Origin of the sequence: Peptoanaerobacter stomatis (assembly GCF_000238095.2) — a bacterium.
In the GTDB taxonomy this organism is placed as follows: domain Bacteria; phylum Bacillota; class Clostridia; order Peptostreptococcales; family Filifactoraceae; genus Peptoanaerobacter; species Peptoanaerobacter stomatis_A.
In genome coordinates this window covers 1500269-1521487 of record NZ_JH815225.1, presented here as the reverse complement: position 1 = coordinate 1521487, position 21219 = coordinate 1500269, and the positions used below count along the sequence as shown (strand labels likewise).

Here is a 21219-nt window from a genome sequence, read left to right as displayed (position 1 = left end):
ACATGGTATCTATTTGGGGTAATATTTAGTATAAGCACTTTTACAAATTATAAAATCTCTAAATTCAATTAGATAGAGGTATTGCCTGAAATAAAAAGAGATAGACATCTATCTATTGTATAGAATATCTATCTCTACCGTTTCTCTTTGCCTCGTATAATGCAGAGTCGGCTCTTTTTAAAAAGTGGTCGAATGATTCTCCTGGTTTAATTTTTGTTATACCTGCGCTTATACTCGTCTTTAAAATAGAATTGTCAACGTTTATATTTAATTTTCTAATATCAGACAATACATTTTCAATGATTTTTATAGTTTCGTCCATATCTTTGTATATTATTGCGGCGAACTCTTCTCCGCCCATTCTTGCAAACAAACCGTCAGATGAGATTGATGTGTTTATAGTGTTTGATACGGTGCGAAGAACTATATCTCCTGTATCGTGTCCATAGTTGTCGTTTACAGACTTGAAGTGGTCTATATCAAACATTACCATGCACATAGGATTTGTATTGTTTTTTAATACATCATTAACAGAATCGATGAAATAACGTCTGTTACATACACCTGTTAAATAATCGAAATTTGCCATTAAAAATAGACGTTCTTCATTTTGTTTATCAAGGGTTATGTCTTTTATAGTGGAATAAGAACCTGAATACATATTTTGCTCTATTACGGGAACCATTGTAAATTCCACATATTTAGTGTGACGCCTTTTGGACTGAAATTTTATCATAAAACGTACATATCCGTTTTTAATCATAGAAAACCAATGTTTTTTTATAGTGTCAAAATCAACATCAGCTTTTTTAAATAAAGAGCCTAAACATAAATTTTCTGCATTCAGCTCAAGTATATCATTTACAGCGGAATTATAATTTACAATAGTTTCTTCGTTATATGCAATGATAAAAGACTCATCAGGGTCTAAAGTAGAAATATTTACAGGTTTTTCCAGATTGCTTATTAAAAAACCGTCAACACCCATTTCAAAAAATGTAGCCAATTGTTTCTGAGTTGTATAAAACTTTTTCTCGGCTTCTTTTGCACTTGTAGTGTCATATCCCATAGCTACAAGGGCTATTATATCGCCATCATCGGAATATACAGGTTTTATAGTAACTTCAACATTTTTTATATTATCATTTATATCAGGGTAAGTAGCTTCAAATTTTACCTCTTCGCCCAAATATATAGATTCAATAGAAAACATAATTCTGTTTTGAAGCTCTATACTATGCGACCACAATGGAAGTTCCCAATAAGGAGTATCATAGATATTTACAGCTTCATCATGTATGAGATCAAGCATAGCTTTGTTGGCTACTTTTATTGACATTTGATTGTCCAATATCGCTATAAACTGGTCTGTCAGATTAAAGGTGTCTTTATATATCTCAAGCTCATTATCAAAGTTAAGATAAGTATCTATGACAATCTCTCCTTTCTTTATATATTTATATCTCATTGCGAACATAGTCTAAAAGTAAATATAAAAATATTGAATAAAGCATGTAGAATATATACTTTGATATATATCGGCGATTTAGCAGATTTTTAATAGTATTAAATCCAAATTTTCAATATGTAAAGAATAATGGATACCTTAAAATTATAGAATGAAATGCCAATTTTTTCAATATATTTTTGCTTAATTATGATAAAAAAAATTTGCAAGTTAAATGTTAAAAGAAAATTTATTGAATAAAAACTGTAATAAAAATTTATGTCGATTTTTATCTAAAATTATAGTATAGTGTTATAATCGGTATAGAAGATGAAAAGTTAAGACCGTATTAAATTAAAAAGAGGTGAGATGTTGAAAAGCAGCCTAAAATATAGGATGATAGTGATATATTTCATGCTCGTATTCATAGCTATGGTTATAGTGGGAGTCTTTATAAACAAAGAGTTTGAGCGCTATAACATGGATAATGTAAGGCGAGATATGGTAAACATAAACAAAAATATCATCGAAAATATGACTATACTTACACAAGATGATTTTATGGATCATAAAGAAGAATTGCAAAGAAGTATAACAGATATACCCATATCAAAAGTATATGAAATATCAATAATAGAGCCTAATTTTTTTGAAATATTGGCATCTACAAATTCAACTTATGATTCCCAAAATGCCTTGGATGTATTAGATAGAAATGTTATATTAAGTACAATATCTGAAAATGTTGTAGAAAAAGATATACAAGTAAAGCATACAAACAATATGTACAGCATAAAACATATGGCATTTGTAAACAAAGATAAAGACGGAAATATAAGGTATATCCTTTATGAAAGAAGAAGCCTCGATGATGTAGACAATATGCTCTCAAATGTAACCAATATAATAATAAGAGCCACATTGGTAGCGCTTTTAATAACCATAGTGCTTGGATATTTTGTTTCAAATTCAATAACAGTGCCTATAAAAAAATTGACACAGTCTGCTTTAATATTATCAAGAGGAGATTTTTCCAAAAAAGTTAAAGTTACATCAGATGATGAAATCGGTCAGCTTGGCAACACATTCAACTATCTTTCGCATAATTTGGAAGAAAAGATAAAGGCACTTTCATCAGAAAAAAGTAAGCTCAATGCAATAATATACCATATGCAAAACGGACTTGTTGCCATAGATAATTTTGGCAAAATAATACATTGTAATGCCAATTTTGAAGATATGATAGGCTTAAGCGGAACATATAAGCCTCTTGTGGGGCAAAATTATGATGAAGTTATAAAATTATGTACAAATGATTTGAATTTTTCTAAACTTATAAGAAATTACAGCAACAATAATATACAAGATATAGTCTTTGTGGTGAAAGACAAGTATTATAAAGCCCAATCAGCAGTATTTAAAGAAGAAAACGGAGCATTGGCAGGGATAATAGTAGTTTTTCAGGATATAACAGAAGCAAGAAGGCTTGAAGAATTGAGGCGTGAGTTTGTTGCAAATGTTTCTCATGAACTTAAAACTCCGATAACTTCAATTAAAAGCTATTCGGAAACATTGTTGGATGGAGCGCTTGATGACAAAGATACCGCTTATGAATTCTTGAATGTAATAAAAAATGAATCTGACAGAATGAATAAGATAATAAAAGATTTACTCCAATTATCTCATATAGATTACAAAAAAGAAAGCTGGGATATGACAAAAACAGATATAAATGCAATAGTAAAAGATTGCATAAATAAAATGAAGCTCCATGCAGATAAAAAAAATCAGCAGATAATAGATGAAACCTCCGGCAAATCTGTTATTGCAACAGTAGATAAGAGTAAATTGGAACAAGTTATAATAAATCTAATATCCAATGCGATAAAATATACGCAAGAATTTGGAGTTATACACTTATCCACATTGCTTGTTGATAACTATTGTGAAATAAGCGTAAAAGATAATGGTATAGGCATTCCGCAAAAAGACCTTCCATTCATATTTGACAGATTCTACAGAGTTGACAAGGGTAGGTCGAGAAGCCTTGGAGGAACTGGGCTTGGACTATCCATATGCTGTAGTATAATTGCTGAGCATAAAGGTGAAATTAAAGTAAAATCAGTACAAGGAAAAGGTAGCGAATTTATAGTGAGAATACCTGTGGATAACCTGTGAATAAAAAGTGAATAAGTTTAAATAATTGTACAAAAAATAAAAAAATTAATTGTAAAGAAAAAGAAATATATTTTATACTGAATAGATGTTATAATAAATTAAGAATTTTTATAGATAATATTTTGAAAAGGAGGAGATATGTTGAAAAAGAAATTGCTTTTTTTAGTGCTTTTATTGACATTTATTCTTCCTACATTTGCTTATGCTTCTAACGGAGAAGATAAAAAAAATGCAAAATTAACTGATTTTGAAATAACAAATCCAAAAGAAGAAGCTGCTATTGTACCGAGTGAGAACATAGTATTGACAGGCATTGGAGTAGAGAAAGATAAAATAGATATAGAAGTATATTCTGTAAAAAGGACACTACCTAAAGATAAAGAAAAAGAATCGGTAATCAAAAAACTGAACAACTCATATGTTGTAAATGTAGATGCTTTGAAAGTTTTTGCACAAGAAATAGAATTAAAAGAGGGCGAAAACTTTATAGCAATAACGGTTACAAGAGGTGGAAAGAAATATAATATTAACAAAACGGTAAACTATAACAAGAATATGGAATTAAATAAAATCATAAGACAACTTGAATATAAAGATTCGGTAAATTAAAGGAATTATTATGAAAAAGAACGTCGAAATGATCAAAACTTTGGTGCTGTGGATACTTTTTTTAAGTTCCATGGCACTTGTTATAATAAGATATAATTTAATAGGACATAACGCATATACGGAATCAAAAGCCGGCGTGTCATATGAGGTTGAAAACGAGAATATAACTCCGTCCAATATAATAATAAGAATCAACCAATATTATATGACACAGATATTAAGGGATAAAAATATTTATTATTCAGAGGCGAAAATAAGACTGATAAATGCGCTCTCACAGAAAAATTCTCTTAAAAATATAAAGGAAAGCGACTATACAAATGCGAAAAAACTTCCCAATATAGTGCTGTTATTTGACGCAATACCGGCTGATTATATAGAGAAAATAATAAATTTAAAAGGAACGTCAATATCTGATATAGGCTATATAAAGGAAATCTGTTTTTTACAGGATTCACAGTATGTGTACATCAAAACAACAGAAGATTTTTATGAATTGAAAGGCAAAAATAAAAATACTTTTGAAAGTGTAAAACAGCTATCATCAAAAAATTATACGAGATATTATCCTAAGTTTGAAAACATCAATGACAACGAAAATATATTATTGCCTCTTACTTTTGATATACAGATGAAGGTTGCATGTACAAAAAATATATTAGACGAAGTAAAAATAGCTGATATAGCTGAACATATACTTAAAGACAGGTTTGATTTTACATCATCTTTGATACAAAAAAACGGAGATTATTTTTACAGTTATAATAATGGTCAAGAAATACTTAGAATAACAAGTCAAGGCTTTATAGAGTATAAAAAAGAGGGAATGGAAAATATTCAGGCAGACCTGAAAATATCAACATATGCCATGTTTGAGTTTTTAAATTTGATAGGTATGAACCATAAAAATATAGTGATATCTTCGGTTGAAAAAATGGATAGAAATACAGGAACTATATATAAATTCGATATAAGACAGCAAAAAGATGATATAGAAGTATTTATGCAAGATGATGTATCGGATGGCTATATAGAAGTAAGTGGAGATACGGTTATAGCTGCAAAGCTGTATTTAAGGTATCCGGGTGAATATACAGGTGATGAAAAGATAATAATGGAGCCTGCAAAAGCCCTTAATGTACAAATAGAAGATATACAGGAGATTATGGGCATACAAGATGTTGAACAGGTTATAGCAAAAATACAAGATATAAGGCTTATTTATGCTATGAATACTGATGATAACCTTCAAGCGTCTTGGAGATACAGCATAGGAGAATATATATTTATTATAAACGCATTCACAGGAGATTTAATGAATTATGGAATGGTCAAAATCTAAGACATATCTTATAATAGCTTTTGTAATTACCAATATTGTTCTTCTGATAAGCATATATTTCAACAAATATTATGTCAATGATAATTTTGATAAAAAAAGCCTCATCAATCTATCCAAACTGCTTTCAAGCAAAAATATAACTTATGATGTCAGCTTGAATATACAGACAAGGAAGATGTCACCTATAGAGTTACAATACTCCACAATAAAAGATAAAAATACAAAAAAATTAACATCGAAGTATATAAATATGCTCAAAATTATAGACGATGTGTATATTGAGTTAAATTTGAAATCTGATATATCCTCTAATGATTATGAGAGTATGATGGAGTATTGTGAAAAATTTATTAAAGAAAATTTTGATGAAAAAAAATATAAGCTGAAAGAAACCTATAAAGAAGATAAGATGGCTATGCTTTATTATGAAGAATTATATGATAATATGTTTATTGAGCAGGGATATATAAAATTTATATTTTCAGGAGATGGTGATGTAGATATAAGCATAGTGAAAACAAAAAATATAAATAAAGTCGGTAAGCCGATAGAAATAATTTCAAATGCGGAAGCTATATCAAAGGTAATATCACAGATGAAGGTCGGAGATGAAATACAAGATATAGAAATAGGATATTCAAGACCTCAGGACTGGCAGGATATAGATACAAGGCAGATAAGGCTGATACCGTTTTGGAGAATAAAGCTAAAAGACGGAAATTTTTTGTATACGGAGGCTGTAAAAAACTAATTTAAAAATTGTTACGCTACAATACAATTATGACAAAAGAAGAATAAAACAGCTTGTTGATATAATTATAGGCTGCAAAAAAATAAAAATCTTAAGCTGATTTACAATAATATATAATACTAAAATTTTATTGAATAATAGATATTATTGTTTTTAAGAATTTGTCAGCTAAGTAAATTAAGTATATTTAAGGTAAATAACCTATATAAATCTATCCGTTAATCAAACGAATATTAATATAAACATATCATGGATTATGTGCTAAAAATGCTTGTTTTTTTGCAAGCATTTTTTATTGTGTAAAGAAAACCCCCCGCTATGCGGGGGAGTTCAAAAAAGGCTATGCCTATGAGTGGACAAAAAACTCCCTTTGATTAAAATAGAGTTACTTTGAGAAAATAACAAAATAAAATCAAAGGGAGGTCATTAAAATGAATGACAATAAGAGTTTATCACATACAAAGTAAACTTTTAAATATCATATAGTATTTGCACCAAAATATAGAAGAAAAGTATTCTATGGAGAAAAAAGAAGAGAGATAGGAATAATATTGAGGAAATTGTGTATAAAGTATTGACTGCTAAGTAGCTGTCCACTTAGAAATTGTTACTCTTACTACATCTAACTTTTCTGCTATTTCATTTAATTTCAGCCTTTGCGTTCTTAGTTAAACGGCGTAAATTCTTTTTTCTTCTCTTTTATCTTTTGTATTTTTTCTTGCTTCTTGTAGTTCTTTTAATTCTTCTTGTTTTATTTCATATGTTTTTCCCATTTTCATCACCACATACAATTATATCTTTTTATATTCCTTTTGTGTAGTTATTTAGTGGAAGTTTAGTATGAGGCTTTTTTGTTACGACTTTATTAATTTAGCAGAAAAAATTAATTTAAAAATTTGTTTGTAAAATCTATTCGTTTATGATAAAATTAAGAGTGCTGTTTTTAGGCATATTTTATTCATCTGATTTTATTCTTACGGTATTTGATAGCTTTTGGATTTGTAACTCAATTTATTTTAATATTAATGAGGATTTATAATTTGAAATTTAAACAATATCGATGTATTTTACAGTTGAATAAGATATGAATGTCTTATGATTTTTAGCAGGGGGTGAAATTATTGAAGACTGCTTTAATGGTAATAGAACTTATTATAAGTTTGGTTTTAATATTCAGCATAATGTTGCAATCAGGTAGAGATGCAGGTTTTTCAGGAGCGGTTTCAGGTATGTCTGACAATCTTTCCGGTAATAAGGCTAAAGGGCTTGATGATTTTTATAAAAAAGTGACTTCTGTTATGGCTGTACTGTTTATAATTATATCATTGGCGCTTACAGCGGTGCATTAAATATTGTTGTTTATAAAGCGAAAATAAAAATAGTCTTATTTTGAGATTTTAATTTTCGCTTGAGTTGTCCTGCTCTAAAGCAGGAGTGTACTTATGTATTTTCGGCTTTAAGTTTGTTTGACTGAGTGCCGGATTATTAAAATTTAATTTTTTAAGGAGTGTTTTGATGAGCAATTTATTGGTTATCGCTATAGCATCAGGACTTATAGCTCTTGTCTTTGCTTTATATCTATCAAGCTCTATTGACAAGGTAAGCGTAGGAAATGAGAGAATGAAAGAAATATCATCTTTCATACACGAAGGAGCTATGGCATTTTTGATTAGAGAATACAAGACTCTTGTAATCTTTATAGTGGTATTATTTGCAATATTATCATTCGGAATTAATATTTTAACAGGTCTATGCTTTTTGGTAGGAGCATCTTTCTCTACACTTGCGGGATTTTTCGGTATGAAAGTTGCTACAAAAGCTAATGTTAGAACTGCAAACGCTGCAAGAGAACATGGAATGTCAGGTGCTTTATCAGTGGCATTCTCAGGCGGAGCTGTTATGGGAATGTGCGTTGTAGGACTTGGAATGCTTGGAGTAAGTGCATTATTTTTAGCGATAGTTACAACAGGCAAAAATCCTTCTGAAACAGCAGAAATACTTACAGGATTCGGACTTGGAGCGTCTTCATTGGCGTTGTTTGGTCGTGTTGGCGGTGGTATATATACAAAAGCTGCTGACGTTGGTGCAGACCTTGTAGGTAAAGTAGAAGCAGGAATACCTGAAGATGATCCGAGAAACCCGGCTGTTATAGCTGACAACGTTGGAGATAACGTTGGGGACGTTGCAGGTATGGGAGCAGACCTTTTTGAATCATATGTAGGCTCAATAATATCAGCAATAGCACTTGGTGTAATAGCTACATCTCCATCAGGAGAGTTATATGGTATGAACGGGGTATATTTCCCTCTATTAATATCAGCAGCAGGTGTTGTAGCATCAATAGTAGGCTCAATGATAGTAAAATCAGCAAAAGTTGACGATCCAAGTAAAGCACTTAAAAACGGAACTTATGTAAGTGGTGTAGTAACTATAATAGCTGCATATTTCTTATCAAGTTCATTATTAGGAAACAATACAGGATTTATAGCAGTAGTTATAGGTATAGTAGTAGGAACAATAATAGGACAATTAACAGAGGTATATACATCTGATTCATATGCAAGTGTTAAAAAAATTGCACACGAATCAGAAACAGGACCTGCAACTACAATAATATCAGGTCTTGCTGTGGGTATGATGTCAACAATGTGGCCACTTCTTTTAATAGCAATATCTATTCTTATAACATATATGGTAGCAGGACTTTACGGAATAGCACTTGCATCTGTAGGTATGCTTGCAACTACAGGTATGACAGTTGCAGTTGACGCATACGGACCGATAGCAGATAATGCCGGTGGTATAGCAGAGATGTGCGAACTACCTAAAGAAGTAAGAGCAATAACAGACAAGTTGGATTCAGTAGGTAACACTACAGCAGCTATGGGTAAAGGCTTTGCAATAGGTTCAGCAGCACTTACAGCATTATCATTATTTGCTTCATATACAGCAGCTACAAAATTGGAAGTTATATCGCTTACACAACCGGCAGTAATCGCAGGTATGTTGATAGGTGGTATGTTACCATTCTTATTCTCAGCGCTTACAATGGAATCAGTAGGAAAAGCTGCGTTTGAGATGATAGAAGAAGTTCGTTCACAATTCAGAAACAATCCTGGAATAATGGCAGGTACTCAAAAACCTGATTATGCAAGATGCGTTGAAATATCAACTTCAGCTGCATTAAAACAAATGGTATTGCCTGGAGTAATAGCAGTTGTTTCACCGTTAGTAATAGGATTGTTGCTTGGAACTGAGGCACTTGGAGGAATGTTGTCAGGTGCACTTGTAAGTGGTGTTTTGATGGCTATAATGATGTCAAACTCAGGCGGTGCTTGGGATAATGCTAAAAAATATATAGAATCAGGCGCTCATGGCGGAAAAGGCTCAGATGCACATAAAGCTGCAGTAGTTGGAGATACAGTAGGGGATCCTTTCAAAGATACATCAGGTCCTTCAATAAACATATTGATAAAATTGATGACAATAGTATCATTGGTATTTGCGCCTATATTCTTACAATATGGCGGAATGATAATGAAAATGATGTAATCTTGGATTGAAATATTTACAATAAAAATATTTTAGTAAAATGAATTCATTTTTTAGGCTAAAATAATATATCTAAGACTATTTATTAATTTTAAAATACCATAGTGAAGTTATGCTTTGCTGTGGTATTTTTATAATATAAAAATAGAGTATAATTATACATTTTCTATTGCAATTTAACGGTTAAAGGTGTATTATATAGAAATCAGCGGTAATAATTATAGCATAAGCAATTTTCCTTATAATTACCGAATAAAAACATATGCACGAAAAGTTTAAATGCAAATATGTTTCTAATACAGATAGAGTTTACATATTTTTATAATGAGCATTGATGAATACAATTATTTATATAAAGAAAGGAGAGTATGAGCTCATCATACAAACTGTGAAATGTTAGATATAAAAAGAATAAAAAAAGACAAAGAAGAAATATTAAAGCTGATGGAAAAAAGAGGAGAAAGAGATTTTTCATTAGATGAAGTAATAGGATTAGACGATAGAAGAATAGAGCTTATCCAAGAAGTAGAGCAATTGAAAAATGAGCAAAACACAAAATCAAAACAAATACCTCAGTATAAAAAAGAAGGTAAAAATGTAGATGAGCTTATGAATGAGCTTAAAACCTTATCAGAGAAGATAAAACAATTAGATGAGCAAGTTAAATCTGTAGAAGATGAATTATATGTAAAAATGCTCAACATACCTAATGTTCCGAATAAAGACGTACCTGTAGGAGATACAGATGAAGATAATGTAGAAGTGAGGAAATTTATGGCGCCGCCAAGCTTTGCATTTGAACCTAAGGCTCACTGGGATATAGGTACAAACCTTGATATATTGGACTTCGAAAGAGCGGGAAAGATAACAGGAGCGAGATTTACATTATATAAAGGTTTAGGAGCGAGATTAGAGAGATCTTTAATAGCATTTTTCTTGGATACACATACAGAAAAACATGGATATACAGAAGTTATGCCACCATTTATGGCAAACAGAAACAGCTTTACAGGAACAGGACAGCTACCTAAATTTGAGGAAGATATGTTCAAGTTACAAGGTTTAGAGTATTTCTTGGTACCTACAGCAGAAGTGCCTGTAACTAACATTCACAGAGATGAAATATTGTCAGCAGACGATCTTACAATCAAATACTGTGCATATACTCCTTGTTTCAGAGCTGAAGCAGGTTCAGCAGGTAGAGATACGAGAGGTCTTATAAGACAACATCAGTTCAACAAAGTTGAGCTTGTAAAATTCACAAAACCGGAAGACTCTTATCAAGAGTTGGAAAAGCTTACAAGCGATGCAGAAGAAATATTAAGATTACTTCAAATTCCATATAGAGTAGTTAAAATATGCTCAGGAGATTTAGGATTTACAGCAGCGTTTAAATACGATATAGAAGTGTGGATGCCGAGCTACAACAAATATGTTGAAATATCATCTTGCTCAAACTTTGAAGATTTTCAAGCAAGAAGAGCAAATATAAAATTCAAGAGAGATAAGAGCTCAAAACCTGAATATGTTCATACTTTAAACGGCTCAGGTTTGGCTGTAGGAAGAACAGTTGCAGCTATATTGGAAAATTATCAAAATGCTGATGGTAGCGTAACAGTACCACAAATGTTGGTTAGATATATGGGAGTCAATAAAATTCAATAGTTTTTGACGAATTAAATAAAAAAATATACTTCTTAAAATATTTTTAGGAAGTATATTTTTTATACATTTAGCATTATTTTATAACATCTTTTTTAAATTTTGCCAATTCTTGAACATATTTCTTGCCCAAATCTGATAAAGGCATTCCTTTTCTTGAGATATAGCCTATACTCATATTATCATCTACATCTATAGGTACTGCTGTATATTGGTTTCCATTGAAATCTTCACAAATTATACCGCTACATAAAGTAAAGCCGTATATACCTATCATCAAATTTAAAAGAGTGGCTCTATCATTTGCCATTACTTTCCTTTTATAATTGTATGTGCTGAGAACTTCTTCCGATAAGTAAAATGAGCTGTTTTTTCCCTGATCGAATACAAGGCAAGGAAAATCTTGCAAATCTTCCATTTTTATGATAGTTTTACTTGCTAATGGATGTTTATTCCATACATAAGCGTATATTTTGCAATCAAATAATCTGTTGAAAACAAGTTTGTTTTGAACGAGTATTTTACTTAATATATCCTTGTTGAAGTCATTCATAAATATAACGCCTATCTCACTTCTGCCTATGCTTACATCCTCTATAACTTCATACGTTTTTGTTTCTCTTACTGCAAATTCATAGTCTTCCATATCATAGTGTTTGACAAGCTCTACAAATGCCTTTACAGCAAAAGTATAGTGTTGCATTGATACACTGAATTTTTTTTTGAATTTTTTGTCAACATATCTAAGCTCAAGCAAAGAATACTGATCTATAACCTGTCTTGCATATGACAAAAACTCTTCTCCCTCAGGAGTAACGATTATACCCCTGTTGCTTCTGTTGAATATCTTTATGCCAAGCTCCTCTTCAAGAGCTTTCACGGTTTCGGACATATTAGGCTGAGAGACGAACAGCTCCTTTGCAGCTTTATTCATAGAATTATATTTGGCTATGGTAATCACATATTTCAATTGTTGTAGAGTCATGCAATCCTCCTGATTTATCATATTGGAGATTTGAAAAAACATAATCTCGAATTAATTTGGTTTTATTAAAATATTGCCCCAAATACTAAAATATAAACAAAAGCATGATATTTTTCATATTATTGAAAGTAAAAACTTAAAAAATATTTAAAAGCTGATATAGGTTTTTCAACTATCAAATTAAAAATCTAAGCTCTTTATGTTTATTTATGAAATCAGATTTTAGTTTTTTTATCATATTTATTGATTTTAAGTAATTTTTAAAATCAATCTCGCCATTATTTTTCTGAAATTTTAATTCTTTTTCTTTTGTTAGTATTTTCATCCAGTCAGCAAGTATGGAGAAGTCAAGATTTTCATTTTTACTCCTAAGGTCCAATAAAGAATATACTTCGTCTACATTCAGGTCGAACATTTTTCTTTCAAAGTCAATCGGAGTAAAATAGTGGTTTAGTTTCTCTTTTCCGAATTCTTCTTCGAGTATTTCCCATTCATCAGATTTCAGCAATACAAAGCATAGTGTATCATTGCCAAGGCTCTCTATAAACCATCTGATTTCATATTTGGGCTTAATAAAATCGTTCAGATATTTTATCCTAGTATCTCTATCCATTTCTTCTTCGTAAGGAATTTGAGATTGTTCCTGTCCTTTTATAAGCAAAATATCATTGCCATAAGGCTGATTATTGTTAATTAATCGAATTTCCAACTTTTCTTCCATCATTTCATTAAAATACCTGATGATGTCCTCGTCATATTCTCTCCAGTCAATCCAAACTGTCTCTTTAGAGTACCAAAACTCCTCTAATGTCTCCGGGTTTTCTAAAAATGTTTTTACCTGCTTATAGACTTTATACATATATGTACCGCCTTTATTCTATATGTAGTATTTAAAAAGTAATAATGTAGTAAGCAAAATCTTAGTGGGAAAAAAATATACAAAAAAAGGCTGTTGCTATAGTTTTATAGTTTTTGCAACAACCCCTTTTTCATTTCAGTGCATCCATAAGGATGTAAATTTTATCGAATAGTTTTAATACTAAAAGTTAATAGAATAATGGATTTTCCTGTATTTAAGAATTTATTAGCTGAGTGAATTAAGTATATTTAAAATAAATAACTTACATAGATATATCTGATTAATTAAATATATGTTAGTATAAAATAAAAATGGTGCACCCGAGAGGCCGTAAACTCCATCGAATAGTTTAAGTATAAAATAAAAATGGTGCACCCAAACCGTACCAAGTTGTACACACACTTTTTAAATTTAGTAGATATATAACAGCATAAGAAAATATATAAAAATTTTTAAAAAATTATATAAATTTATTGAATTTTTTTAATAAAAGATATATAATTAATTACCCAAAGGGTAATAATATATTACAGAGGTAAGTTATGGATATTATTTACAAAGATGCCAAAACCGAAAAACTATGCACCAATCTTAAAGAAGCAACAAAAAAACTCAACAAAGATATAGCAATAAAACTAATGGCAACAATAAATTTTATTCAAAGTTCCTCAAATCTTAAAGATATTATATCATATCCACCCTATCATTTCCATAATTTAAGTGGAAAAAGAGAGGGCGAATTTGCAATAGATATAGGTGGAAGAAAAAGCGGATATAGACTAATATTAGAGCCATTAGATAAAAATGGTGAGAGATTTAAACCTTGTGATATAGATAAAGTAACTAATTCTGTAAAAATAATTTTAATTGTGGAGGTGAGCAATCACTATGAGTAGAGTAATAAAAAAATATGAAGATCTGATTGCATTTCATCCAGGTTATTATTTGGACGAGTTGATAGATAGTTTAGATATGACACAAGAAGAATTCGCAAGAAGAATTAAAATTAAAGCTAAAACTATTAGCGAAATTACAAACGGTAATCAAAATATGTCAATTGATGTAGCAAATAAAATATCTAATATGACAGGTACCGGTATAGACCTATGGTTAAATTTACAAAAAGAATATGATAAAAAAGTATTAGAGATAGAGCAGATAGAAGAACTAAAAAAAGAAGAAGAAATATTGAAAGACATAGATTATTCCTATTTTATAAAACTCTTTAAAATAGAAAAAAGCAAAGACACAACATATAAGATAAAAACAATAAGAGAAAAACTAAAAATTGGAAGCTTGACAGTTTTAAAAGAGGAAAACCTAGTTGTTAATTTTAGAAATCCGTCAGGTAAATTTGAAGATAAAAATATAATAAACTCAAATATACTACTACAAATAGCCAAAGAAAAAGCCAAAGATATAGAAGTATCTAAATTCAACAAAAAGAAATTGATATCATCATTAGATAAAATACGAATGATAAATTTAGAAGAGCCGGAACATTTCTATAAAAAACTATTAGCACTATTGAGCGAATGTGGGATAGCTCTAGTATTACTCCCACATCTCAAAAATTCAGGAATTAATGGAGCAGTAACAAAAATAAACAAAGATAAAATTATGCTACTCCTAACAGATAGGAACAAATATTCAGATATTTTTTGGTTTTCCCTATTTCACGAATTAGGACATATAGTAAACGGAGATTTTAAAATAAGTATCACTAATGACCATAAAGACGAATACGAACAAAAAGCCGATGAATTTGCAAGAGATAGACTAATAGACCAAAATAACTTCAAAGCATTTGTAATAAAACAAGATTTTACACAAAAGGCAATATTAGAATTTTCCAAAGATAATGGCATACAAGCAGGAATATTACTAGGAAGATTACAAAAAGAAAAATATATACAATATGGGTATTTAAATAATCTAAAAATTAAATATGAAGTATAGGACAATATCAAACATTCCTACAACATCAAGAGAGCCTAAGCTCTCTTTTTTCATGAAAACTATAACAATTTACTATCTATTCAAAATTCAATATATCATAAAATGTATTCTCACTAATAATTTCTAAGTCTTGCCCCTCTAGTATCAGCTTTTCCGCCTTTTTCTGCTTAGTGCTTTTTCCGTCCTTAATAGTAGAGCAATAATCATTATTTCCTAAAATAAGAAAATTAGTATTCTTAGTAACACTATTTTCACAACGACCGCCCAAATCAACAACAATTTGTCCAGCGTCAGCACGCACCATTTTTTCAAGTTTCCCGGTAAAACAAACATATTTATTAAAAAAGAAATTATCCTCGTCAAATTCTGTTTTTTCCGTCTTTAATTCTCTTAAATCCACAGACCATTTATTTTTAAATAGCTCTTTCAAATCTATATTATTATCTGCTATATGCTGTCTAACACTATCATATATACCTTTTGTTATCTCACAATCCCTAATAGCTCTATGATGATTAGTTAAATCTATATTCAAGAATTTAGCCACCCTTTTTAATCTATGATTAAATAAATCTGGATATATTTTTCTACATAACCTTAATACATCAACATAATTATTTGTAATATATTCATTATAGCAATTTTTATAATTATCATATAAAAAGTTAATATCAAAGTTTACATTATATCCTAACAATAATTCGTTTGATATAAAATTAGTAAATGCAGGAAGTACAGTTTTTATATCTGGGGAATTAGCCACCATTTCATTCGTAATACCTGTAAACTCTTCAATAAAACTATCAATTTCATACTTAGGTTTTACAAGCGTGTTATATGTATCTACTACTTTATTATCCCTTACCTTTAAAGCTCCTATTTCGATTATCTCATTGTATTTACAATCAAGCCCCGTAGTCTCTATATCCACAACAATATAATCTCTTGGCAAATCAATTAAAGATATACCCTTATTTTCCCTAATTGTTTTAGGTATTTTTTTAGAATTCGTTTTTCTAAAACCGTCTAAAGATAAATCGATTTCAAGCATGTACAAACCTCCCTCTAAAATTAATTTTACTTTAGCAAGATTATAAATGCAATGTGAAAAAATATCAAGAAATATAGATAAATTTTATAAAAAATATTTTTAGTTGACCAAACAAGACAAAAAACATACCCTAGTTTCAAAATAAAAATGAAACTAAAATATGCTTTTTTATGTAAAATGTCAACTCAATATATAATTAATAATGCGAAAGGCAAGAAAAACGCATAAATGTAAAAAATTTATGCGTTTTTTTGATTTCCTAAGTTGATAGAGCCTAAATCCTCGTATTTTTCCTTTGCTTTTTTTTCTAGCTCTAATTCTTTTCTTATTTCTTCCAATTCCTTGTCAATTTCTTTTTCTTGCGTAGCTGTTGCAAGCCTATGCAGGTATTTTTTGATGACTGCTCTATCGTCCTTTTCCAGCTCAAGAAAAGTTTGTATTATCTGCAAATCCAACTCATCAAGACTATATTCCAAAGCCAACTTATCTATATAGTCTCCTGCTGTTTCGACGAACATATCGCCGTTGCCGTCGATTAGCCATTCCTCTGACACACCAAAAGTTGAACATATTAATTTTAATAGCGATAATTTTTGGTCGGGTTTTGCTAATAAATTTAACTCTATATTTTTTATAACCGACCTACTAACCCCTAATTTTTCTCCAAATGCGTCTTGTGATAGACTAAAATATTTTCTTACCTGCTTTACTCTTTCAAAAGGTTCCATATCACACCTCCAATCATATTATATTTTATTCATATAACTAGTATATATACATTAAATGGATTAGTCAATACAAAAAAATATTAAAATTTGTATTTGCGGCTTGACAAGTACAAAAATTAAATATATAATGTTCACATAAGGACAATAAAGTGATAAAAAATGGTCTTATAAAACCAAATATAAAAATTTAGTTTACAACAAAAAGGAGCTGATATATGGAGACAATAGCATAGCAGATACAAAAAGAATAATATGACAAGAAGAGTTATAAAAATAGAATTTGTGGAGGTATGAAAATGGAGTTTAATGTAAATGTAGGATTGTCACAAAAAGAATTTGAGCTTATAGCTGATGCTGTAAGGGACAAGGTAAAGACTGAAAAAGTACAAAATGACGCTAATCTTTTATGCGACTATATGAATATATATGACAAAGCGTCAAGTGTTGCTACATTGCTTAAAATAAGCGAGTATGAAAAGGCAAAAAAAATGAATAATGATGAAGAAGATTATGAGGACGATTAATTTTACGCATTATAGATACTAAAAAATTTTTAATAAATTATAAAAATACTAACTACATGTATTATAACACTATAAGAATAAAACTAAAAGCAAAAAGGAGTTGAAAAGAAATGTATATTATTCAAATAGCAACAAATACGAGCAAAGAAGAAGAAATAAAGCAAGAGTTAGCAAAGATATTTGAAGAAGCAGAGCAGAAAAAACAAGAAAGAGTAACAATAATAGAAACAATAAACAGAAAAGATAAAAGGAGCATTATATCCATATATGTAAATATTGACATAAAAAATCATATAGAAAGCATAAAAAATATTAAAGCAGATGATAAAACTCAAATAATTATAGATAAATTAAAAGAGAACGCACCACCTGCAACATTAGAAAATATATTTAATTATTTAGTAAAATAAAAAACTATTTAATATATCTATCGGGGTTATCATTTCTCGCAATACAATATCCCTTGAAAGTCAAATATAGATATTCATTAGAAGCACCGCAATTTTGCCACATAACATAACCGCTATCGTGCAATTCTTGCATATATGTTTCTAGTTCAGAGCGTGTATAGTCAAAAGCATTAGGTATTTCCAAATATTTACTTTCATTTTCGTTATATTGATTACAAAAAGTTTCTAATATATGCCATGCACCATTAGAAAGATTATCAGGACGATTAATTTTATGCATTATAGATACCCCCAAATTTTTAACAAATATAAATAATACTAATTATAACATATAAAGGAGCTGAAAAGAAATGATAAAAAACAAAGAGCAGATACAAGAGCAAGAAAAAGAAGAGATAAAAGGATTGGCAGAAGATTTAAGCAAAGTAAGACTAGAAGAAGCAATAAACAAAATGACAGGAGAAGAAAGACAAAATTTACTATATCTAGTAAAAGGAATGCAATTCGCAAGGCTACAATCAAAGAGAGCATAGAAGCGGAGGGAGTATATGGACGAAGTAAATATACTACAAATACGAATAGATAGGAACACGTTAGAAACCAAAAGTAAAAAAATAGTAAACACAAGAAAACTAACAGAAGAGGAGCAATATAAAAAAAGCTATATGATAAATAACCTGTTAGGCAAATTCATAGAGCAGACAATAGACAAAGAAATAGAAGAAACACTACAAAGACTAAGAAGCTAAATAGATAGTATGGAGGTTTTAATAATGGATATAAAAGAAGTAATAATAAGCATAGATAAGATATATAGCAGATACATTAATTATCTTTAATACAAAGGAGATGATGAAATGGGAAAGAAGAAAGAGTCAACATATATAGGAGCATGGTTTAAGTTTTTTGAAGATCATAGAAAAGATGAAAAAGACACAAAGTTTATTATAGAAGACGACAAGGAAACATATTTAGTATATATGTACCACAAGGGATTGGAATATAGAACAATAATAAAAGCGACTGAAGAGCAGATACAAATATTTAAGAAAAATATAGATGAAGTAATCGGAGTAAAGAAAATGACTATAGAAGAGATAGAAGCAAGTAAAATACTTCAAATGCCAATATATCAGATGTAAGGAGGGATAACAATGCGATTGTTTAGACTATTCAAAATAAAGATAGCACTAAAAAGAGGATTTATCAATCTTATATCATAAAAAAGAAAGGAATATACTATGAAACTCAATAATTGCCAAGAGCTACTTATAAAAATGCAAGAAGTAATAGAAAAAATAGAAGAAATAAGTATAACAGAGATAGAAGTATTAGGAGCACGAATAGATAAATTTAAAAAAGCAACAAGAGCAGAAATACACATACACACCAGTTTATCAACAGCTTTATCAACAATAGAGCAGATAGCAAGAATATGGGGAGAGCATATACAAAAAGAAAATACAGAACATTATATAGAATATTCAATATTGATAGACGAACAAATCAAGATATTCATACTAGAAAAAAGAAGCAAAGACGTATACAAAGAACTACAAGAGCTAAGAGAAGAAAATATAAGGCTAAAGCAAGAGATAGAAGAAAGCAAGGCGAAGAAATGACAACAGAAGAAGTAAAAAAAGCAATCATAAACAAAGAGCAAGTAAGATATACAGACATAACATACACCGTACAAGCTCTGATATACAGATACAGAGGTAACAAGTGGAGAGTAACAGCAGAGCTACTAGATAAAAACAACAATAGCATATCAATAGCAGATATAAAAAAAATAGAAAAGAACGAAAAATGAAAAATAATAAATTATGTATAAAAAACAATTAAAAAAGAGGAGTTATAAAAATCCTCTTTTTTAAAATAGATTTTGTTGCCCATACAAAAATCTAATGAAATATAGATAATTTATTATATCATTTTTTTATATAAAAAGCAAGTAAAAAAGGCTAAAAATCGAGAAAAATAATACATTTTTGGGCTTGTATTATAGGTATTATCTTTTTAACCGTTAATCATAAACTATAAAAATATCTATATTAAAAATATATAAAAAAATAGAGGTAATAAAATTATGCGTAAGAATTATATAAGAGAAAAGAAAATATATTGTTCTAATGATTATATGGAAGTGGATATATACGCACTTAACGGTGAAAGTCGCGACAAAGGAGCGAAACGAAGTAAGAAAGTAAAAGTATCAGAGCCAAAGCAAAAAAATTTGAATGATAAAAACGCAAAAAGATATTTTACACAAAAAGTACATGCTAACTTTAAAGCAGATGATTTATATATCACATTGACATATACAAATAGCACATTACCCAAAACAATAGAAGAAGCAGAAAAGAATATACAAAACTATGTAAGAAGATTAAAAAGAGCAAGAAAAAAACAAGGGCTAGACGAGCTGAAATATATATCAGTAGTGGAGCATAAAAGCGAACAAGAGGGAGACGAAGAAAACATACGAGTACATCATCACATGATAATAAATAGCGGACTAGATAGAGATGTAGTCGAGGAGCTATGGAGACATAGAAAAAAGAAAGGAGAAAAAGAAAAGAAAATAGGATTGGTAAACGCAGTAAGATTACAAGAAGATTATGCAAGCGGTCTTACCGCAATATCAAAATATCTAGTAAAAGACAGCAGAGGGAAAAAACGTTGGACATGCTCAAAAAATCTAAAACAGCCCGTATGCAGAACAAACGACTTTAAATATACATTTAGGAAAATAGAACAGATAGCAAAACAACCTATTGATGTAGCATATTGGGAAAATCAATACAAAGGCTGGACTATAAAAGATAAGATAGGAGGCTATGAGGCAAGATATAACGAATATACAGGTTGGAGTATATATATAAAATTAAGAAGGAAGGAATAAAAATGACACACGCAATAAAAATTGAACAACAATATTTTGAAGCTGTAATTGCAAGAGATAAAACTTTTGAAATTAGATATAATGACAGAGATTATAATGTAGGAGACAAAATAGTATTAGAAGAAATAGACGAAAATAAAGAATATACAGGAAGAAGTGCAGTAGGATTTATAACATATTTAACTGATTTTATGCAACAAGAAGATTATGTAGTATTTAGTTTTAGTATATTTTGATTTTTATAGAAGAGTAATAGT

The 21219-nt window shown here is 29.7% G+C and carries 24 protein-coding genes and 1 pseudogene; 19 read left to right on the top strand and 6 right to left on the bottom strand.

What is annotated here, in order from left to right; all coding sequences use genetic code 11:
• Positions 1-112: 112 nt before the first annotated feature.
• The gene (locus HMPREF9630_RS06630) at positions 113-1468 is read right to left on the bottom strand and encodes a sensor domain-containing diguanylate cyclase (RefSeq protein WP_141567350.1); all 1356 of its coding nucleotides are present in this window, start codon (positions 1466-1468) and stop codon (positions 113-115) included.
• A 348-nt stretch (positions 1469-1816) separates the two neighbouring features.
• Here HMPREF9630_RS06630 and HMPREF9630_RS06625 point away from each other — a divergent pair, with 348 nt between their 5' ends.
• The 8 genes and pseudogenes from HMPREF9630_RS06625 to serS all read left to right on the top strand — a co-directional run bounded on the left by HMPREF9630_RS06625 (position 1817) and on the right by serS (position 11544).
• Positions 1817-3625 carry an ATP-binding protein gene (locus tag HMPREF9630_RS06625; protein WP_009527740.1) on the top strand — a complete coding sequence of 603 codons (1809 nt, stop codon included), beginning with the start codon at positions 1817-1819 and terminating at the stop codon, positions 3623-3625.
• A gap of 138 nt (positions 3626-3763) precedes the next feature.
• Positions 3764-4234, top strand: a complete 471-nt coding sequence (locus HMPREF9630_RS06620) for a hypothetical protein (RefSeq protein ID WP_009527739.1) — start codon at positions 3764-3766, stop codon at positions 4232-4234.
• 10 nt (positions 4235-4244) lie between these two features.
• Entirely contained in the window at positions 4245-5576 is a 1332-nt protein-coding gene (locus HMPREF9630_RS06615) for a hypothetical protein (protein WP_009527738.1), read from the top strand.
• On the top strand, positions 5557-6327 hold the full coding sequence (locus tag HMPREF9630_RS06610) for a two-component system regulatory protein YycI (protein WP_009527737.1): 771 nt from the start codon (positions 5557-5559) through the stop codon (positions 6325-6327). The genes HMPREF9630_RS06615 and HMPREF9630_RS06610 overlap by 20 nt, the downstream gene beginning before the upstream one ends.
• 431 nt (positions 6328-6758) lie before the next feature.
• Positions 6759-6893: pseudogene (locus HMPREF9630_RS10760) on the top strand (transposase); the annotation flags it as partial.
• 555 nt (positions 6894-7448) lie between these two features.
• Positions 7449-7676: a preprotein translocase subunit SecG gene (gene secG, locus HMPREF9630_RS06605; RefSeq protein ID WP_009527736.1), complete on the top strand. Its 228-nt coding sequence runs from the start codon at positions 7449-7451 to the stop codon at positions 7674-7676.
• 166 nt (positions 7677-7842) lie between these two features.
• Positions 7843-9879 carry a sodium-translocating pyrophosphatase gene (locus tag HMPREF9630_RS06600; protein ID WP_009527735.1) on the top strand — a complete coding sequence of 679 codons (2037 nt, stop codon included), beginning with the start codon at positions 7843-7845 and terminating at the stop codon, positions 9877-9879.
• 393 nt (positions 9880-10272) lie between these two features.
• On the top strand, positions 10273-11544 hold the full coding sequence (gene serS, locus HMPREF9630_RS06595) for a serine--tRNA ligase (RefSeq protein WP_009527734.1): 1272 nt from the start codon (positions 10273-10275) through the stop codon (positions 11542-11544).
• Positions 11545-11617: 73 nt separating this feature from the next.
• On the opposite strand, the gene HMPREF9630_RS06590 is transcribed toward serS, so the two are convergent.
• Both HMPREF9630_RS06590 and HMPREF9630_RS10440 read right to left on the bottom strand, forming a co-directional pair.
• A complete protein-coding gene (locus HMPREF9630_RS06590) occupies positions 11618-12526 on the bottom strand; it encodes a LysR family transcriptional regulator (RefSeq protein WP_009527733.1) in 909 nt (302 codons plus the stop codon).
• A gap of 175 nt (positions 12527-12701) precedes the next feature.
• Positions 12702-13385 (bottom strand): hypothetical protein, encoded by a 684-nt coding sequence (locus HMPREF9630_RS10440; protein ID WP_009527732.1) that lies wholly within the window; start codon positions 13383-13385, stop codon positions 12702-12704.
• A 542-nt stretch (positions 13386-13927) separates the two neighbouring features.
• Between HMPREF9630_RS10440 and HMPREF9630_RS06580 the strand changes: the two genes are divergently transcribed.
• Together HMPREF9630_RS06580 and HMPREF9630_RS06575 are read left to right on the top strand one after the other, a co-directional pair.
• The gene (locus HMPREF9630_RS06580; protein WP_009527731.1) at positions 13928-14281 is read left to right on the top strand and encodes a hypothetical protein; all 354 of its coding nucleotides are present in this window, start codon (positions 13928-13930) and stop codon (positions 14279-14281) included.
• Complete coding sequence (locus HMPREF9630_RS06575) at positions 14274-15344, top strand: HigA family addiction module antitoxin (RefSeq protein ID WP_009527730.1); 1071 nt, start codon at positions 14274-14276, stop codon at positions 15342-15344. The genes HMPREF9630_RS06580 and HMPREF9630_RS06575 overlap by 8 nt, the downstream gene beginning before the upstream one ends.
• A gap of 76 nt (positions 15345-15420) precedes the next feature.
• Here the strand turns inward: HMPREF9630_RS06575 and HMPREF9630_RS06570 are convergent, their stop codons facing one another.
• The gene (locus HMPREF9630_RS06570; RefSeq protein WP_009527729.1) at positions 15421-16395 is read right to left on the bottom strand and encodes a BRCT domain-containing protein; all 975 of its coding nucleotides are present in this window, start codon (positions 16393-16395) and stop codon (positions 15421-15423) included.
• 239 nt (positions 16396-16634) lie between these two features.
• The gene (locus HMPREF9630_RS06565; RefSeq protein ID WP_009527728.1) at positions 16635-17123 is read right to left on the bottom strand and encodes a helix-turn-helix transcriptional regulator; all 489 of its coding nucleotides are present in this window, start codon (positions 17121-17123) and stop codon (positions 16635-16637) included.
• A gap of 296 nt (positions 17124-17419) precedes the next feature.
• On the opposite strand from HMPREF9630_RS06565, the gene HMPREF9630_RS06560 reads away from it, so the two are divergent.
• Positions 17420-17647, top strand: coding sequence for a hypothetical protein (locus HMPREF9630_RS06560; RefSeq protein ID WP_009527727.1), 228 nt, complete (start codon positions 17420-17422; stop codon positions 17645-17647).
• 110 nt (positions 17648-17757) lie between these two features.
• On the top strand, positions 17758-18057 hold the full coding sequence (locus HMPREF9630_RS06555) for a hypothetical protein (protein ID WP_009527726.1): 300 nt from the start codon (positions 17758-17760) through the stop codon (positions 18055-18057).
• Between the two features lie 4 nt (positions 18058-18061).
• On the opposite strand, the gene HMPREF9630_RS06550 is transcribed toward HMPREF9630_RS06555, so the two are convergent.
• Positions 18062-18337, bottom strand: a complete 276-nt coding sequence (locus tag HMPREF9630_RS06550; protein WP_009527725.1) for a hypothetical protein — start codon at positions 18335-18337, stop codon at positions 18062-18064.
• A 70-nt stretch (positions 18338-18407) separates the two neighbouring features.
• On the opposite strand from HMPREF9630_RS06550, the gene HMPREF9630_RS06545 reads away from it, so the two are divergent.
• From HMPREF9630_RS06545 to HMPREF9630_RS06515, 7 genes are all read left to right on the top strand, one after another.
• A complete protein-coding gene (locus tag HMPREF9630_RS06545; protein WP_009527724.1) occupies positions 18408-18590 on the top strand; it encodes a hypothetical protein in 183 nt (60 codons plus the stop codon).
• 15 nt (positions 18591-18605) lie between these two features.
• A complete protein-coding gene (locus tag HMPREF9630_RS06540; RefSeq protein WP_009527723.1) occupies positions 18606-18806 on the top strand; it encodes a hypothetical protein in 201 nt (66 codons plus the stop codon).
• A 108-nt stretch (positions 18807-18914) separates the two neighbouring features.
• Positions 18915-19199, top strand: coding sequence for a hypothetical protein (locus tag HMPREF9630_RS06535; RefSeq protein ID WP_009527722.1), 285 nt, complete (start codon positions 18915-18917; stop codon positions 19197-19199).
• Between the two features lie 99 nt (positions 19200-19298).
• Positions 19299-19679 (top strand): hypothetical protein, encoded by a 381-nt coding sequence (locus HMPREF9630_RS06530; RefSeq protein ID WP_009527721.1) that lies wholly within the window; start codon positions 19299-19301, stop codon positions 19677-19679.
• Positions 19676-19870, top strand: coding sequence for a hypothetical protein (locus HMPREF9630_RS06525; RefSeq protein WP_009527720.1), 195 nt, complete (start codon positions 19676-19678; stop codon positions 19868-19870). The genes HMPREF9630_RS06530 and HMPREF9630_RS06525 overlap by 4 nt, the downstream gene beginning before the upstream one ends.
• Before the next feature lie 276 nt (positions 19871-20146).
• Complete coding sequence (locus HMPREF9630_RS06520) at positions 20147-20962, top strand: rolling circle replication-associated protein (protein ID WP_009527719.1); 816 nt, start codon at positions 20147-20149, stop codon at positions 20960-20962.
• A 2-nt stretch (positions 20963-20964) separates the two neighbouring features.
• Positions 20965-21198, top strand: a complete 234-nt coding sequence (locus HMPREF9630_RS06515) for a DUF3850 domain-containing protein (protein WP_009527718.1) — start codon at positions 20965-20967, stop codon at positions 21196-21198.
• Positions 21199-21219: the final 21 nt, after the last annotated feature.